This is a genomic window from Microbacterium binotii (assembly GCF_021398715.1).
Classification (GTDB): Bacteria; Actinomycetota; Actinomycetes; order Actinomycetales; family Microbacteriaceae; genus Microbacterium; species Microbacterium binotii_A.
In genome coordinates this window covers 1,420,091-1,434,956 of sequence record NZ_CP090347.1, presented here as the reverse complement: position 1 = coordinate 1,434,956, position 14,866 = coordinate 1,420,091, and the positions used below count along the sequence as shown (strand labels likewise).

The 14,866-nt window shown below is 69.2% G+C and carries 13 protein-coding genes; 2 read left to right on the top strand and 11 right to left on the bottom strand.

Features of this window, described 5'->3' with window-relative positions; genetic code table 11:
- The first annotated feature begins 53 nt into the window (after positions 1-53).
- Positions 54-1,106, top strand: coding sequence for an aminotransferase class V-fold PLP-dependent enzyme (locus LXM64_RS07230; protein ID WP_234075243.1), 1,053 nt, complete (start codon positions 54-56; stop codon positions 1,104-1,106).
- Here LXM64_RS07230 and LXM64_RS07225 read toward each other — a convergent pair.
- From LXM64_RS07225 to LXM64_RS07205, 5 genes are all read right to left on the bottom strand, one after another.
- Positions 1,103-2,350, bottom strand: a complete 1,248-nt coding sequence (locus LXM64_RS07225) for an MFS transporter (protein ID WP_234075242.1) — start codon at positions 2,348-2,350, stop codon at positions 1,103-1,105. The two genes, LXM64_RS07230 and LXM64_RS07225, sit on opposite strands and share 4 nt — an antisense overlap.
- Positions 2,343-3,110 (bottom strand): fumarylacetoacetate hydrolase family protein, encoded by a 768-nt coding sequence (locus LXM64_RS07220; protein WP_234075241.1) that lies wholly within the window; start codon positions 3,108-3,110, stop codon positions 2,343-2,345. The genes LXM64_RS07225 and LXM64_RS07220 overlap by 8 nt, the downstream gene beginning before the upstream one ends.
- A gap of 34 nt (positions 3,111-3,144) precedes the next feature.
- Positions 3,145-4,251, bottom strand: a complete 1,107-nt coding sequence (locus LXM64_RS07215) for a branched-chain amino acid aminotransferase (RefSeq protein ID WP_234075240.1) — start codon at positions 4,249-4,251, stop codon at positions 3,145-3,147.
- Positions 4,252-4,312: 61 nt separating this feature from the next.
- Positions 4,313-5,365: a 3-isopropylmalate dehydrogenase gene (locus LXM64_RS07210; protein WP_234075239.1), complete on the bottom strand. Its 1,053-nt coding sequence runs from the start codon at positions 5,363-5,365 to the stop codon at positions 4,313-4,315.
- A 29-nt stretch (positions 5,366-5,394) separates the two neighbouring features.
- Entirely contained in the window at positions 5,395-6,942 is a 1,548-nt protein-coding gene (locus LXM64_RS07205) for an MFS transporter (RefSeq protein WP_234075238.1), read from the bottom strand.
- A gap of 68 nt (positions 6,943-7,010) precedes the next feature.
- Here LXM64_RS07205 and LXM64_RS07200 point away from each other — a divergent pair, with 68 nt between their 5' ends.
- Positions 7,011-7,556 (top strand): TetR/AcrR family transcriptional regulator, encoded by a 546-nt coding sequence (locus LXM64_RS07200; RefSeq protein WP_234075237.1) that lies wholly within the window; start codon positions 7,011-7,013, stop codon positions 7,554-7,556.
- Between the two features lie 138 nt (positions 7,557-7,694).
- Here the strand turns inward: LXM64_RS07200 and serA are convergent, their stop codons facing one another.
- The 6 genes from serA to ilvN all read right to left on the bottom strand — a co-directional run bounded on the left by serA (position 7,695) and on the right by ilvN (position 14,865).
- A complete protein-coding gene (gene serA / locus LXM64_RS07195) occupies positions 7,695-9,299 on the bottom strand; it encodes a phosphoglycerate dehydrogenase (RefSeq protein WP_234075236.1) in 1,605 nt (534 codons plus the stop codon).
- A 156-nt stretch (positions 9,300-9,455) separates the two neighbouring features.
- Positions 9,456-9,800 (bottom strand): bacitracin resistance protein, encoded by a 345-nt coding sequence (locus LXM64_RS07190; protein ID WP_234075235.1) that lies wholly within the window; start codon positions 9,798-9,800, stop codon positions 9,456-9,458.
- Entirely contained in the window at positions 9,797-10,282 is a 486-nt protein-coding gene (locus LXM64_RS07185) for a DNA polymerase III subunit gamma/tau (RefSeq protein ID WP_234075234.1), read from the bottom strand. The genes LXM64_RS07190 and LXM64_RS07185 overlap by 4 nt, the downstream gene beginning before the upstream one ends.
- Positions 10,283-10,359: 77 nt before the next feature.
- A complete protein-coding gene (gene adhE / locus LXM64_RS07180; RefSeq protein ID WP_234075233.1) occupies positions 10,360-13,050 on the bottom strand; it encodes a bifunctional acetaldehyde-CoA/alcohol dehydrogenase in 2,691 nt (896 codons plus the stop codon).
- 191 nt (positions 13,051-13,241) lie between these two features.
- Entirely contained in the window at positions 13,242-14,267 is a 1,026-nt protein-coding gene (gene ilvC / locus LXM64_RS07175; RefSeq protein WP_234075232.1) for a ketol-acid reductoisomerase, read from the bottom strand.
- An 88-nt stretch (positions 14,268-14,355) separates the two neighbouring features.
- Positions 14,356-14,865, bottom strand: a complete 510-nt coding sequence (gene ilvN / locus LXM64_RS07170; protein WP_137417266.1) for an acetolactate synthase small subunit — start codon at positions 14,863-14,865, stop codon at positions 14,356-14,358.
- Position 14,866 lies beyond the last annotated feature (1 nt).

The following is a 14,866-nucleotide window of genomic DNA, read 5'->3' as shown; positions in this document are numbered from 1 at the left end:
GCGATGCCCCTTCTGCCGTAGACCTCTGTCGCACGCATCCCGATGCTGGAGACATGACCGCACCGCTGGATCTCGCCGCCGTCCGCGCGGCCTTCGACGGCGGTCGGGACTACCTCGCCGCCTGCACCGGCGGGCTACCGCCGCGCGCGAGTCGCGATGCCCTGATCGCCGACATCATGCGTTCGGTGACGCACGGAGCGGATGCCGCGGCCTACTCCGTTGTCGTCGAGCAGACGCGCCGGCACGCCGCACGACTGCTGCAGGTCGCACCCGAGCGCGTCGCGATCGGGTCTCAGACTTCGGTTCTGGTGAGCCTCATCGCGGCATCCCTGCCCGAGGGCAGCGAGGTGCTCGTGCCGGACGGCGACTTCTCCTCGCTCGTCCTCCCGTTCGTGCACCGCGGCGGGCTCCGCGTGCGCTGCGCGCCGCTGGCGGAGCTCGCCGACGCGGTACGTCCCGACACAGCACTGGTGGCCTTCTCGATCGTGCAGTCGGCCTCGGGCGAGGTCGCCGATCATGCGGCGATCGCCGCCGCCGCTCGCGCGGTGGGAGCTCGAACGCTGTGCGACGGCACGCAGGCCGTCGGCTGGCTCCCGGTCGACGCCTCTGCCTTCGACGCGTTCGTCGTCCATGCGTACAAGTGGCTGTGCGCCCCGCGAGGAGTGGCCTTCCTCGCTCTCAGTGACGAGTTCGCCACCACCCTGACGCCGTTGCACGCCGGCTGGTACGCGGGCGCGGATCCCTGGCAGTCCTGCTACGGCGACGCCGCGACGCTGGCCTCAGACGCCCGCCGCTTCGACGTATCCCCCGCCTGGCAGGCGTTCGTGGGGGCCGAACCCGCACTCGGGCTCTTCGCGGACGCCGACATGTCCGCGATCCACCGGCACACGACGAACCTCGCGACGCGCTTCCTCTCCGGCATGGGCCTGCCCTCACCCGCCACGCCGAGCGCGATCGTGACGTGGCCCGACTCGGATGCCTCCGACCTCGCGCGTCTGCGGACCGCTGGCATCACCGCATCCGGCCGCGCCGGACGCGCGCGTCTCGCGTTCCACGTCTTCAACGACCAGGACGACGTCCACCGCGCGCTCCGCGCCCTCCGCTAGGCCGCGCCGCGTCTCGAGCGCGCCAGCGGAGACGCCACCACCACGAGCACCACGAGCGCGAGGGTCACGAAGGCCAGACCGCCGAATCCGATCCATCCGAGAATGAGTCCGGCCAGGATCGCACCGGCCGCTCCCACCAGGTTCATCGCGAGGTCGCTGCGTCCCTGCCTGCGGGTGCGCATCGCCTCGCTGCTGGTCTCCACGAGCAGCGCCGCGCCCGCCACGGTCGAGGCGCTCCAACCGAGTCCGAGGAGCACGAGGCCGACGGTGACCGCGATGTTCGAGTTCTGCCCCAGTCCTGACACCAGCAACGATGCGGCCAGCAGCCCCTGTCCCAGCAGAACCGTCGTCACCCGACCGATCCGGTCGGCGAGGATGCCGAACACCGGCGACAGGGCGTACATCCCGGCGATGTGCAGGCTGATGGTGAGCCCGACGACGGTGAGGCTCGCACCGTGGTGGACGAGGTGCACGGGCGTCATGGCCATGACGGCGACCATCGTGCCGTGAGAGGCGGCGATCGCGAGGATCGCGTACCGCGCGGCCACGGGCCGGTCGGCGCGTGCAATCCGAGGGCCCGCGCCCGCCGCATCCCTGGCGACCAGGCGCTGCGCCAGCACGAGCGGATCGGGCCGTAGGGCGGCGACGTACAAGATGACGGCCAGCACCTGGGCGACGATCGTGAACAGATAGGGGCCGGTCAGCGGCGGCATGCCGACGAGGTCGCCGAGCGCCTGTCCCGGTCCGACGAGGTTGGGGCCCAGGACCGCTCCGACCGTCGTCGCCCAGACCACGACCGAGATGTCACGACCGCGCGACGCATCCGTCGCGAGATCGGCCGCGGCGAAACGCGACTGCAGGTTCGCCGCCTGCCCGGCACCGATCAGCACGACACCCGCCAGCAGCAGCGGGAAGGATGCGGCCGCCACCGCCCCGATGACGAGGAGGACGCCGACAAGTGCCACCGAGAGCCCGGCCGCGAGCGCGGGACGGCGCCCGTTCCGACGGGCGAGGGCCGCGAGCGGGATGGCGAACGCCGCCGCCCCCAGGGTGACCGCCGCCGTCGCCCAGCCGGAGAACGCCTCGTCACCGGACAGCTCGGTGGCCAGAATCGCGCCGAGCGAGATCGTCGCCCCGAACGCGATGCCGCCGAGGATCTGTCCGGATGAGAGCAACCACAGCGTGCGGCGCCGGATGCGGGTCAGCTCCGCCGCATCCGGCAGCAGATCAAGAGCTTCAGGCATCGCGCACGGTGTTGCGCAGAACGCCGATCCCCTCGACCTCGACCTCGACCTCGTCACCGGCCACGAGCGGGCCGACGCCGGCGGGGGTTCCGGTCATGATGACGTCGCCCGGAAGCAGCGTGAACACCGACGACGCGTACGCGACCAGCTCGGCGATCGGGAACATCAGATCGGTGAGCGGGGCCGACTGGCGCTCGTCGCCGTTGACGCGAGTCACGACGCGCGCGGCGGATGCGGGATCGAACTCCGTCTCGATGACGGGTCCGAGCGGGCAGAAGGTGTCGAAGCCCTTGGCGCGCGACCACTGGCCGTCGCTGCGCTGGAGGTCGCGGGCGGTCACGTCGTTGCCGACCGTGTATCCGAACACGACGTCGAGGGCCTTCTCCACCGGCACGTTCTTCGCGATGCGACCGATCACCACGACCAGCTCACCCTCGAAGTCGACCCGCTCGGACTGCGTGGGGCGCACGATGACGTCGCCGGGACCGATCACCGCGGTGTTGGGCTTGAGGAACATGAGCGGCTCGGCGGGGACGTCGTTGCCGAGCTCCTCCGCGTGGGCGCGGTAGTTGCGTCCGATCGCCACGACCTTGGACCGCGGGATCACCGGAGCCAGCAGCGCCACATCCGCGATCGGGATGCGCGTGCCCGTGGGCTCGAATCCGGCGAACATCGGGTCCCCGGCGAGCTGCACGAGCTCGTCGTCGTCGACGATTCCGTAAGCGATGGCGTCCTGGTGGCTGAAACGAGCGATCTTCACCCGCTCAGCCTATCCAGGACGCCCCGTTCGGGACTCAGGCGTCGAGGCGCACGAGCCAGTTGTGCGTGTCTTCGCGACGTCCGTACTGGATGTCGGTGAGCTCCTCGCGCAGCGACAGAGCGAGAGAGCCGGTCGGCTGCTCGTCGAAGAAGTTCTTGCCCTTGAGCTGACCGATCGGTGTGACCACCGCAGCCGTGCCACAGGCGAACACCTCGACGATGTCGCCCGAGGCGACGCCGTCGCGCCACTCGGCCAGCGACACGGCGCGCCCCTCGACCTTGTGGCCGCGGTCGATCGCGAGCTGCAGGATCGAGTCGCGGGTGATGCCCTCGAGGATCGAGTCGGACTGCGGGGTCACGAGGGTGCCGTCCTTCTTGACGAACACGATGTTCATGCCGCCGAGCTCTTCGACGTTGCCGTCCTGGTCGAGGAAGACGACCTGGTCGCACTCGTTCTCGTACGCCTCGGACTGCGGCAGCAGGCTCGCGGCGTAGTTGCCGCCGGTCTTCGCCGCGCCCGTTCCGCCCTTGCCGGCGCGCGAGTAGTCCTCGCTCAGCCAGATCGAGACCGGCTGCACGCCGCCCTTGAAGTAAGCGCCCGCGGGGCTCGCGATGAGGTAGTACGCGACCTTCTGCGCCGGGCGCACGCCCAGGAACGCCTCTTTGGCGAACATGAACGGGCGCAGGTACAGGCTCTGGTCTGCCCCCGAGGGCACCCAGGCCGCATCCACCTTGATCAGCTCGCGCAGCGACTGCACGAAGTACGACACCGGCAGCTCCGGCAGCGCGAGCCGCCGCGCCGAGCGCTGCAGCCGCCGGCCGTTCTGGTCGGGGCGGAACGTGTGGATCGACCCGTCGGCGTGACGGTAGGCCTTGATGCCCTCGAAGATCTCCTGCCCGTAGTGCAGGACGGCGGCGGCCGGATCCAGCGAGATGGGGCCGTAGGGCTGCACGCGGGGACGGTGCCAGCCGCCGCGCATCGACCAGCAGATGTCGACCATGTGGTCGGTGAAGGCGGTGCCGAAGCCGGGGTTCTCGAGGATCTGCTCGCGCTCCGCAGCGCCGCGGGCGGCGAGGTTGCGGGTGACGGCGAACTCGAGCGGTGCGAGGCCCTGGTCGGGATCGGTGTCGAGGAGTGTCATGAGGATCTCGCTTCATCTGCGCCTGGCGGCGCGGTCACGGGCGACGGCTGCGGGCTCCAGATTACGCCTGGAGCCGCGCGATGATCGCGTCGCCGATCTGTGCTGTGGTGCGGACCGAATCGGAGCGCTCGGCGATGTCGGCCTCGACCGCGCGGGTGAGGCGGTCGGCGTCATCGCGCAGTCCGAGATGGTTCAGCAGGAGAGCGACCGAGAGGATCGCGGCCGTGGGGTCGGCCTTCTGCTGGCCCGCGATGTCGGGAGCCGAACCGTGGACGGGCTCGAACATCGACGGGAAGTCGCCGTCGGGATTGATGTTCCCGGATGCGGCGAGGCCGATGCCACCGGTGACGGCACCTGCCAGGTCGGTCAGGATGTCACCGAAGAGGTTGTCGGTGACGATCACATCGAAGCGACTGGGGTTCGTGACCAGGAAGATCGTGGCCGCGTCGACGTGCAGATAGTCTACGGCGACGTCGGGGTGCTCCGTCGCCACCTCGTCGACGATCCGCTTCCAGATACCGCCGGCGTGCACGAGCACGTTGGTCTTGTGCACGAGGGTGAGCTTCTTGCGGCGACGTTCGGCTTCGGCGAACGCGAAGCGCACGACGCGCTCGACACCGAAAGCCGTGTTCACCGAGGTCTCATTGGCCACCTCGTGCGGGGTGCCGACGCGGATCGCACCCCCGTTGCCGACGTAGGGTCCCTCGGTCCCCTCGCGCACCACGACGAAGTCGATCTCGCCCGGGTCGGCGAGCGGACCGCTCGCACCGGGGTACAGCTTGGACGGGCGCAGGTTCACGTAGTGATCCAGCGCGAAGCGCAGCTTGAGCAGCAGCCCCCGCTCGATGTTCGCGTTCTTCAGGCGGGGGTCGCCCGGCACTCCCCCGACAGCGCCGAGCAGGATCGCGTCGTGCGAGGCGATCGCTGCCAGGTCGTCGTCGGTGAGGGTGTCGCCGGTCTCGAGATAGCGGGCGGCGCCGAGCGAGAACCAGGTGCGCTCGAACGTCACGTCGGTGCCGGCCGCCACCGCTTCGAGCACCTTGTCGGCCTCGGCGACGACTTCGGGACCGATTCCGTCACCGGGGATGACGGCGAGCTTCACGACGCGCGACATGGGACTCCTGTCTCAGGATGCCGCGGGCATCACCGCCGCGGCGAGTTGCGGGATGATCCCAGCGTAGTGGCGGCGATGACCGCTGCCACGACGACGAGACCCGCGCCGATGAGCGAGGTGACACCGACACCGGCGTCGAAGGCGTGCGCGGCCGCATCCCGGAGCGCGGCTCCGGTCTCGGGGGCGAGTCCGTTCGCGGCGCTCACCGCTCCCGCCAGCGTTTCGCGCGCCGCATCCGCGACGTCCGCAGGAACACCCTGCGGCACGACGAGGTTCGCGCGGTAGAGCGCGGTGAGCAGCCCGCCGAGAAGCGAGGTGCCCAGCACCGCGCCGACCTCGTACGCCGTCTCGGAGACCGCGCTGGCGGCTCCCGCCTTCGCGGGCGGGGCGCTGGCGAGCACGAGCTCGTTCGAGACGGTCTCGGCCGCGCCGATCCCGATGCCCAGCACCATGAAGGCGACCACGAGCAGCGCCACCGAGCCGGGGTCCGTGGACAGCGCGACCATGACGTATCCCGCGAACGAGAACACCAGAGCCACCGGGATGACCACGCGCGGCGAGACGCGCTTGGCGACGGGCACGACCGCGAGTCCCGCCACGATCATGAGTGCCAGACCGGGCACCAGCGCCAGACCCGCGGTCATCGGCGAGAGACCGACGATGAGCTGCAGGTGCTGCGAGACGAAGTAGATGAAGCCGACCAGCGCCAGCACGCTCAGCAGGTTGACGAGCAGCGCTCCGCTGAACGCGCCGCGCGCGAACAGCCGCACATCCAGCATCGGCGTCTCGGAGCGACGCTGGCGGCGCACGAACAGCACACCGAACCCGACGCCGGCCACGAGCAGCGCGGCGACGAGCGGGCTGGGGCCGTGTGCCGCGGCTTCCTTGATCGCGTAGACGATCGGCACCATGGTCGCCATGGAGAGCACGATGCTCACCGGATCCACGCGACCGGGGTTCGGATCACGACTCTCCGGCACCAGGATCGGCGCGAGTACCAGCAGCGGGACGAGCACGGGCACGGCCATCAGGAACACGGAGCCCCAGGCGAAGTGCTCGAGGAGGAACCCGCCCACGACGGGACCGAGCGCCGCACCCGCCGAGAACATCGCCGCCCAGACGGCGATCGCCAGCCGGCGCTGATTGCGGTCGGTGAAGATGCTCCGCAGCAGCGACAGCGTCGAGGGCATCAGCATCGCACCGAAGACCCCCATGACGGCACGGGCGGCGATCAGCAGCTCGGCGTTGGGGGCGAAAGCGCCGAGGGCGGAGACGGCGGCGAAACCCGTGGCGCCGATCAGCAGCATCCGACGGCGTCCGAAGCGGTCGCCGAGCGTGCCCATGGTCACGAGGGATCCCGCCAGCACGAGCGGGTACACGTCGATGATCCAGAGCTGCTGCGTACTGGTGGGCTGCAGCTGCAGGGCGATCTCCGGGAGCGCGAAGCTCAGCACGGTGTTGTCGACCGCGACCAGCAGCACGGGGAGCATGAGGACGACGAGCGCCGCCCAACCGCGCCATCCGACACGGCGGCCCTCGGCCTCGGCGATGGCGATGTCTTGAGTGAGTGTGTTCATGTGTTTCTATACCGTCCGGCTGGTATAGTAACAGAGATGACACGCCCTTCGTCAGTACGATCGAGACCATGAGTCGACCCCCGCGCGCCCGTGAGCTGGTGCTCGACGCCTTCGAGAGACTCCTCGTGACCGAGGGCGAACGCGCGGCGACGATGGATGCGACGGCCCGGGCCGCCGGGGTCTCCAAGGGCGGCCTGCTCTACCACTTCGGGTCGAAGGACGCCTTGGAGACCGGTCTGCTCGAACGTCTCCACGTGCTCGTCGAAGAAGACCTGGATCGCATGTCGGCGTCAGCGGAAGGTCCCGTCGCCTACTTCGTGCGCACGTCCGCGATGAGCGATGACGAGCTGGATCGGGCGCTCGTCGCGGTCTCGCGGCTCGCCCAGGGCGGGCACGCCGCCGCGGGTGCGGCATTGCGCACCATCCGCGACCGCTGGGCCGATGCGCTGCGGGCGCACGTGGCGAGCGAGGCGGCCCTGGATCTCGTGATGCTCGTGAGCGACGGTCTGTACTTCAACAACGCCCTCGAAGGCGACGGTGTCGCGGGGCCCACCCCCACGGGTGCCGCGATGGACGCCCTGGTCGAGATCGTCACCCGCGCCGCGCGCGGCTGACCCGCACCGCCATCCCGCCGAACGAGCATCCGTTCATCGAGCGAGCATCCGATCTGATGCTCATTCGGCGAACTGATGCTCGCTCGGCGTCGTGGCCTGAGTCAGGCCGGGGCGCCGCGGCGCCGCGGCGCCCCGGCGTCAGGACTCGGTGATCTCGATCTGGCGGAACAGGTCGGCCTGGATGGCGGAACCCACCTCGGCGAGCAGTTCTTCGGCCACCGGCGAGTCGACCGTGAGCACCGAGAGGGCCTGTCCCCCGGCGGCACGGCGGGCGATCTGCATCCCGGCGATGTTGATGCCGGACTCGCCGAACCGCTGGCCGTAGACGGCGACGATTCCGGGACGGTCGGTGTACTGCATCACGATGTGGTGCTTCTCGATCGGCAGCTCGAGGGCGTGTCCGTTGATGGCCACGAGCTTCTCGATCTGCTTCGTGCCGGTGAGCGTGCCCGACACCGAGAGCTGCGAGCCGTCGGAGAGGGCACCCGCGACGGTGATGACGTTGCGATACTCCTCGCTCACACCGTCGACGATCAGGCGCACCTCGATGCCGCGCTGGTCGGCCAGCAGCGGCGCGTTCACGTACGACACCGATTCGCTGACGATGTTCGTGAAGACGCCCTTGAGGGCTGCGAGCTTCAGCACGCTGACGTCATAGTCCTTGAGTTCGCCGTGCACCTCGACGTCGATGCTCGTGACGGGCGAGACAGCGAGGGCGGAGAAGATCTGGCCGAGCTTCTCGACGAGCGCGATGCCGGGGCGGACGTAGGGGTCGATGACGCCACCGGCGACGTTGACCGCATCCGGGACGAGCTCGCCCGACAGCGCCAGGCGCACGGACTTGGCGACCGAGACGCCGGCCTTCTCCTGCGCCTCGTCGGTCGATGCGCCGAGGTGGGGGGTGACGACCACGTTCGGCAGCGACAGCAGGCGGGCGGCGTCGCTGTCGGCGGCGGGCGGCTCACTCGAGAACACGTCGAGCCCCGCACCGGCGATCTCGCCCGAGATCAGGGCGTCGGCGAGAGCTGCCTCGTCGATCAGTCCGCCGCGGGCGACGTTCACCACGAACGCGGTCGGCTTCATGCGGCGCAGCTGCTCGGTGCTGATCATGCCCGTGGTCTCGGGCGTCTTGGGCATGTGGATGGTGATGAAGTCGCTCTGCTCGAGCAGGTCGTCGAGCGTGAGGAGCTCGACGCCCAGCTGCTGGGCGCGGGCGCTCGTGACGTACGGGTCGTAGGCGACGACACGCATGTCGAACGCCTGCAGGCGGGCGGCGATGAGCGCGCCGATGCGGCCGAGGCCGATGATGCCCACCGTCTTCTCGAAGAGCTCGGTGCCGGTGAACGAGCTGCGCTTCCATGCGCCGGCCGAGAGGGACGCGTGCGCGGCGGGGATGCGTCGCGCCAGGCTCAGGATGTGTCCGACGGTGAGCTCCGCTGCGGAGATGATGTTCGAGGTCGGCGCGTTGACGACCATGACGCCGGCGGTCGTCGCGGCCTTGATGTCGACGTTGTCGAGTCCGACGCCGGCGCGGGCGATGACCTTCAGCACCGGTGCGGCGGCGATGGCCTCCGCATCCATCCGCGTCGCCGAGCGCACGAGCACCGCGTGCGCGTCCGCGAGGGCGGGCAGCAGCGCGGCGCGGTCTGCTCCGTCGACGTGGCGCACGTCGAAATCGGGCCCGAGGGCATCGATCGTGGCGGGAGAGAGCTCTTCAGCGATGAGGACGACGGGCTTGGTCACAGCGGATGTCCTTTGACACATGCGGGACCGCGTGCAGAGCACGACGGCGCGAGGCGGGTGGAAGCGCGTCGCGGGCGGGCCGGCCGCGCAGTTGCCAGCCTACTGCCCCGGCCGCGGTGCCCCCGACCGTGTGACGGGACGTTGGACCTTCGGATCTCAGGCGTTGTAGAGCGCGGGGGTGACCGACGCGTAGGCGAAGATGTCGAGCCAGAAGACGGCGACCAGGCACAGGCCGAGCAGAAGCAGGAGTGCGAACGGCCCCGCCTTGCGTCGCCAGCCCAGGGCGAAGCAGCCGGCGAACACGAGGATCGGGAACAGCACGGGCAGCAGCAGCACGAACCAGCCGTACCCGGTGAGGCCGGCGTCTCCCCCGGCCTGCTGGAACAGGAATCCGAGCGCCGTCCAGAGCGCGAACGCGAAGAAGAGGGCGGCGAAGCCCGCGATCGTGACGATCAGCCAGACCGGCAGCGCGACGCGACGCGCGGGGGTCGTGGCGCTCATGCTCCCACTCCCGTCATGAGGAACGGCCAGGGCAGCAGCACCACCGCGCCGACGACCAGGGCCACGATCCGCAGCCACATGGGTCGGGAGCGCGTCAGCACCATCGTGGTCGCGAACCAGACGGCGGGCGCCGCGATCGCCAGGATCCACGCCGCAGTGTGAGCGGCGGGATTGATGAACAGCTGCGCGACGAACTGCAGGCGCGACCCGCCGATGAACCATCCGACGGCGAGCAGCAGATAGATCCCGCCGAACACGCCGAGCGTGACGAGCGCGACGTTGCTCATCGGCGCGGGCTCGGCGTCGTCGTCGTCGGAGACGGATGCGGGAGCCGCCTTCGTCTCGGCCTCGAGACGCTTTGCGCCGGTCGTTTCCGACTCCACCTCCGGGGCGGATGCGGCCCGACGGGGCGCCACCTGCGGGGCGAGCGTCGGGTCGTCGTCACCGTCCCAGCTGAGAGCGTCGTCGTCGCGCGAAACCATGCCTCGACCCTACCTCCTGGCACGGCGAAGGCCCCGGGATCACGAGGATCCCGGGGCCCGGACGCCCAGAAGGGGATTCAGGCGTCCTGCGTCGGACGGGCGGGCTCAGTCGCCGCATCCGCCGCAGCTTCGGCGTGCGCACGGGCAGCGCGCACTTCGTCGAACGAGGTGCCGTAGTAGGCCGCCTCCATGAGGGTGCGCATGTCCGCGAGCAGCGGCAGACGCGGGTTGGCCGGAGCGCACTGGTCGCCGTAGGCGGCCATGGCCAGCTCGTCGAGGCGGCCGATGAAGTCGCCCTCCGCAACACCCTGCGCCTGGAACGAGCGCTCGATGCCGACGGCGTCGCGCAGCTTCTCGACGGCGCGGGCGTAGCTCTCGACGCCCTGCTCCGGGGTGTCCGCCTTCAGGCCCAGGTGCTTGGCGATCTCCTGGTAGCGCTCCGGTGCGATGTAGCGCTCGTACTTCGGCCAGCTCGTGACCTTGCTGGGAACGCGGCCGTTGTAGCGGATCGCGTGCGGCAGGTAGATCGCGTTGGTGCGGCCGTGCACGAGGTGGAACTTCGAACCGGTGACGTGGGCCATGGCGTGCACGATCCCGAGGAACGCGTTGCCGAACGCCATGCCGGCGATGGATGCGGCGTTGTGCATCTTCTCGCGGGCTTGCAGGTCTGCGGCGTCCTTCGACCCCGCGGGCGCCTGCGTGGAGCGCACGATGTTCTCGAAGATCAGCTTGATCGCGTGCAGCGCGAGACCGTCGGTGTAGTCGTTCGCGTAGACGGACACGTACGCCTCGGTCGCGTGGGTGAGGGCGTCGAAGCCCGCATCCGCCACGAGGAAGGCCGGCAGCGCCGCGGTCAGCGTCGGGTCGATGATGGCGACCGACGGGGTGAGCGCGTAGTCCGCGAGCGGGTACTTCATGCCCGTCGTCTCATCGGTGATCACCGCGAACGGCGTCATCTCGCTTCCGGTTCCCGAGGTGGTCGGCACGCAGACGAGCTTCGCCTTGGCACCGAGCTCGGGGAACTTGAAGGCGCGCTTGCGCACATCGAAGAACTTCTCCCGCATGTCCGAGAACTGCACGTCGGGGTTCTCGTACAGCAGCCACATGACCTTGGCCGCGTCCATGGGCGAACCGCCGCCGAGCGCGATGATCGTGTCGGGCTGGAACTCGCGCATCTGCGCGGCTCCGGCCTGGACGCTCGCCACGGTGGGCTCGGGCAGCACGCGGTCGATGATCTGCAGGTGCACGGGCGTCGCCCGACGGTGCAGGATGTCGACGACCCGGTCGACGAAGCCCATCTTCGTCATCGTGGCGTCGGTGACGATCGTGACCCGGTCGATGTGCTTCATGTCGATCAGGTAGCGCAGCGCGTTCGGCTCGAAGTAGGTCTTCGCCGGGATCTTGAACCACTGCAGATTGTTGTTGCGCCGACCGACGCGCTTGATGTTCAACAGATTCACCGCCGAGACGTTGTTCGAGACCGAGTTGTGACCGTAGGAGCCGCAGCCGAGGGTCAGCGACGGCATGAACGCGTTGTAGATGTCGCCGATGCCGCCGAGGGCCGACGGGGCGTTCTCGATGATGCGCACGGCCTTCACGCGGTCGGCGAAGTCGGCGATCACCGCGGCGTCGTTGCTGTGGATCGCGCCGGAGTGGCCGAGGCCGTCGAAGGCGACCATCTGCTCTGCGAGGTCGATGCCCTCCTGCGGGTTGCGGGCGTGGAGCACGGCCAGCACGGGCGCGAGCTTCTCGCGCGTCAGAGGCTCGTGCGGCCCGACGCCGGAGACCTCGGCGAGGATGATCGACGTGTCCGCGGGGACCTCGAAGCCGGCCTGCTGAGCGATCCACACAGGCGACTGTCCGACGACGGATGCGTTGAGCTTCGCGTCGGCGCAGTTGGCGCTGTCGGCGGCCACGCCGAAGATGAACTCTTCCAGCAGTCGCTTCTCGGCCGGCGTCGCCATGTAGGCGTGCAGGCGAGCGAACTCCGCGAGGGCCTCCTTCGCGATCGGAGCGTCGAGGATGACGGCCTGCTCGGACGCGCAGACCATGCCGTTGTCGAACGACTTCGAGATCACGATGTCGTTGACGGCGCGACCGACCTTCGCGGTGCGCTCGATGAAGGCGGGCACGTTGCCGGCGCCGACGCCGAGGGCGGGCTTGCCGCAGGAGTACGCCGCACGCACCATGGCGTTGCCGCCGGTGGCGAGGATGAGCGCGACGCCGGGGTGGTTCATGAGCTCGCCCGACGCCTCCATCGACGGCTCCTCGATCCACTGGATGCAGTCGGCGGGAGCGCCTGCGGCGACGGCCGCGTCGCGCACGACCGTCGCAGCGGCCACGGACGAACGCTGAGCGGACGGGTGGAAGCCGAACACGATGGGGTTGCGGGTCTTCAGCGCGATGAGCGACTTGAAGATCGTCGTGGACGTCGGGTTCGTCACCGGTGTGAGGGCGCACACGACGCCGACCGGGTCGGCGATCTCGGTGATGCCCGTGAGTTCGTCGGTCGAGATCACGCCGACGGTGCGCTGATTGATGATCGAGTTCGTGACGTGTTCGCACGCGAACATGTTCTTCACGGCTTTGTCCTCGAAGGTGCCTCGGCGCGTCTCTTCGACGGCGAGCACGGCGAGGTCGGCGTGGTGGCTGAGGGCAGCGACCGACGCCTTGCGGACGATCTGGTCGATCTGCTCCTGGGTGAAGGATGCGTACGCGGCCAGAGCTTCTTGGGCCCGGTCGACGAGGGCATCGATGACGACAGACATCGGAACACTCCCACTCTGCGCGGTCATTCGCCGCGCGTCATGGGACCAGGTTATGAATTGGTCAGACCACTACCCAGGGCCCAAGGTCCCATGAAAAAGACCCTGCCACCGCATCCTGTGTTCGGGATGCGGTGGCCGGGCCAGGTCCGCCGCGTGGTGCACGGCGAGGTGTTCAGGCGCTCAGGCGCGGATCAACGAGCGGCAGAGCCCTCGGTGTAGTCCGAGTCCTGCTGCTGCCACGAGAAGAGCGAGCGCAGCTTCTTGCCGGTCGCCTCGATCGGGTGACCCTGCTCCTTCTCGCGCAGCGCGAGGAACTCGGGTGCACCTGCATCCTGGTCGTCGATGAAGCGCTTGGCGAACGCGCCGGACTGGATGTCGGCCAGGACGGCCTGCATGTGCTCCTTGACGGAGGGGTCGATGACGCGCGGGCCGGAGACGTAGTCGCCGTACTCGGCCGTGTCGGAGATCGACCAGCGCTGCTTGGCGATGCCACCCTCCCACATGAGGTCGACGATGAGCTTCAGCTCGTGCAGAACCTCGAAGTAGGCGATCTCGGGCTGGTAGCCGGCCTCGGTCAGCGTCTCGAACCCGTACTGCACGAGGTGGCTCATGCCACCGCAGAGGACGGCCTGCTCGCCGAAGAGGTCGGTCTCGGTCTCCTCGGTGAAGGTCGTCTTGATGACGCCGGCGCGCGTGCCGCCGATGGCCTTGGCGTACGAGAGCGCGGTGGCCCACGCGGTGCCGGTCTCGTCGCGCTCGACGGCGATGATGTCCGGGATGCCGCGGCCCGCGACGAACTCGCGGCGCACGGTGTGGCCGGGCGCCTTGGGGGCGACGAGGATCACGTCGACGCCCTCGGGCGTCTCGATGTAGCCGAAGCGGATGTTGAAGCCGTGCGCGAAGGCGAGGGTCTTGCCCGCGGTCAGCTTGTCCTTGATGCTCTCGGCGTAGATGGAGCGCTGGTGCTGGTCGGGCGCGAGGATCATGATCAGATCCGCCCACTCTGCGGCGTCGGCGACCGACTTGACCTCGAAGCCGTCCTCCTGCGCCTTGGCGGCGGACTTGGAGCCGTCCTTGAGCGCGATGACGACCTCGACGCCGGAGTCGCGCAGGTTCTGCGCGTGGGCGTGACCCTGCGAGCCGTAGCCCACGATCGCGACCTTCTTGCTCTGGATGATCGAGAGGTCGGCGTCGGCGTCGTAGAAGATCTCAGCCATGGTGTGTGTTTTCTCCTTCGTGTGTCGGTCGTTGCGTTTCGACTCGCTGCGCTCGCTCAACGACCGGTGAACGGCTTGCGAAAAGGGGTTATCCGCGCAGGACGCGCTCGGTGATGCTCTTGCCGCCGCGACCGATCGCGAGCAGCCCGGACTGCGCCATCTCCTTGACGCCGAAGGGCTCGAGAGCGCGCAGGAACGCGTCCACCTTGCCCTTGTCGCCGGTGATCTCGACCACGAGCGCGTCCGGCGCGTAGTCGACGACGGAACCGCGGAACAGGTTCACGACCTCGAGCACGTTGGAGCGGCTCGCGTTGTCGGCGCGCACCTTCACCAGCACATGCTGGCGCTGCACGGAGGCGGCCGCATCCAGCTCGACGATCTTGATGACGTTGATCAGCTTGTTCAGCTGCTTGGTCACCTGCTCGAGCGGGAGCTGGTCGACGTCGACGACCACCGTGATGCGCGAGAGTCCGGGGATCTCGGTCACGCCGACGGCGAGCGACTCGATGTTGAAGCCGCGGCGGGCGAACAGGCCCGCCACGCGGGTCAGCAGACCCGGCTTGTCCTCGACGAGGAGGCTCAGCACGTGTGAAGTCATG

Coding starts and splice junctions, on each gene's coding strand:
- ilvC (WP_234075232.1), bottom strand. CDS start 14,267: ATGGCTGAGATCTTCTACGACGCCGACGCCGACCTCTCGATCATCCAG.
- LXM64_RS07210 (WP_234075239.1), bottom strand. CDS start 5,365: ATGTCGCGCGTCGTGAAGCTCGCCGTCATCCCCGGTGACGGAATCGGT.
- LXM64_RS07200 (WP_234075237.1), top strand. CDS start 7,011: ATGAGTCGACCCCCGCGCGCCCGTGAGCTGGTGCTCGACGCCTTCGAG.
- LXM64_RS07185 (WP_234075234.1), bottom strand. CDS start 10,282: ATGGTTTCGCGCGACGACGACGCTCTCAGCTGGGACGGTGACGACGAC.
- LXM64_RS07215 (WP_234075240.1), bottom strand. CDS start 4,251: ATGACACTCCTCGACACCGATCCCGACCAGGGCCTCGCACCGCTCGAG.
- LXM64_RS07230 (WP_234075243.1), top strand. CDS start 54: ATGACCGCACCGCTGGATCTCGCCGCCGTCCGCGCGGCCTTCGACGGC.
- adhE (WP_234075233.1), bottom strand. CDS start 13,050: ATGTCTGTCGTCATCGATGCCCTCGTCGACCGGGCCCAAGAAGCTCTG.
- LXM64_RS07225 (WP_234075242.1), bottom strand. CDS start 2,350: ATGCCTGAAGCTCTTGATCTGCTGCCGGATGCGGCGGAGCTGACCCGC.
- LXM64_RS07190 (WP_234075235.1), bottom strand. CDS start 9,800: ATGAGCGCCACGACCCCCGCGCGTCGCGTCGCGCTGCCGGTCTGGCTG.
- LXM64_RS07205 (WP_234075238.1), bottom strand. CDS start 6,942: ATGAACACACTCACTCAAGACATCGCCATCGCCGAGGCCGAGGGCCGC.
- ilvN (WP_137417266.1), bottom strand. CDS start 14,865: ATGACTTCACACGTGCTGAGCCTCCTCGTCGAGGACAAGCCGGGTCTG.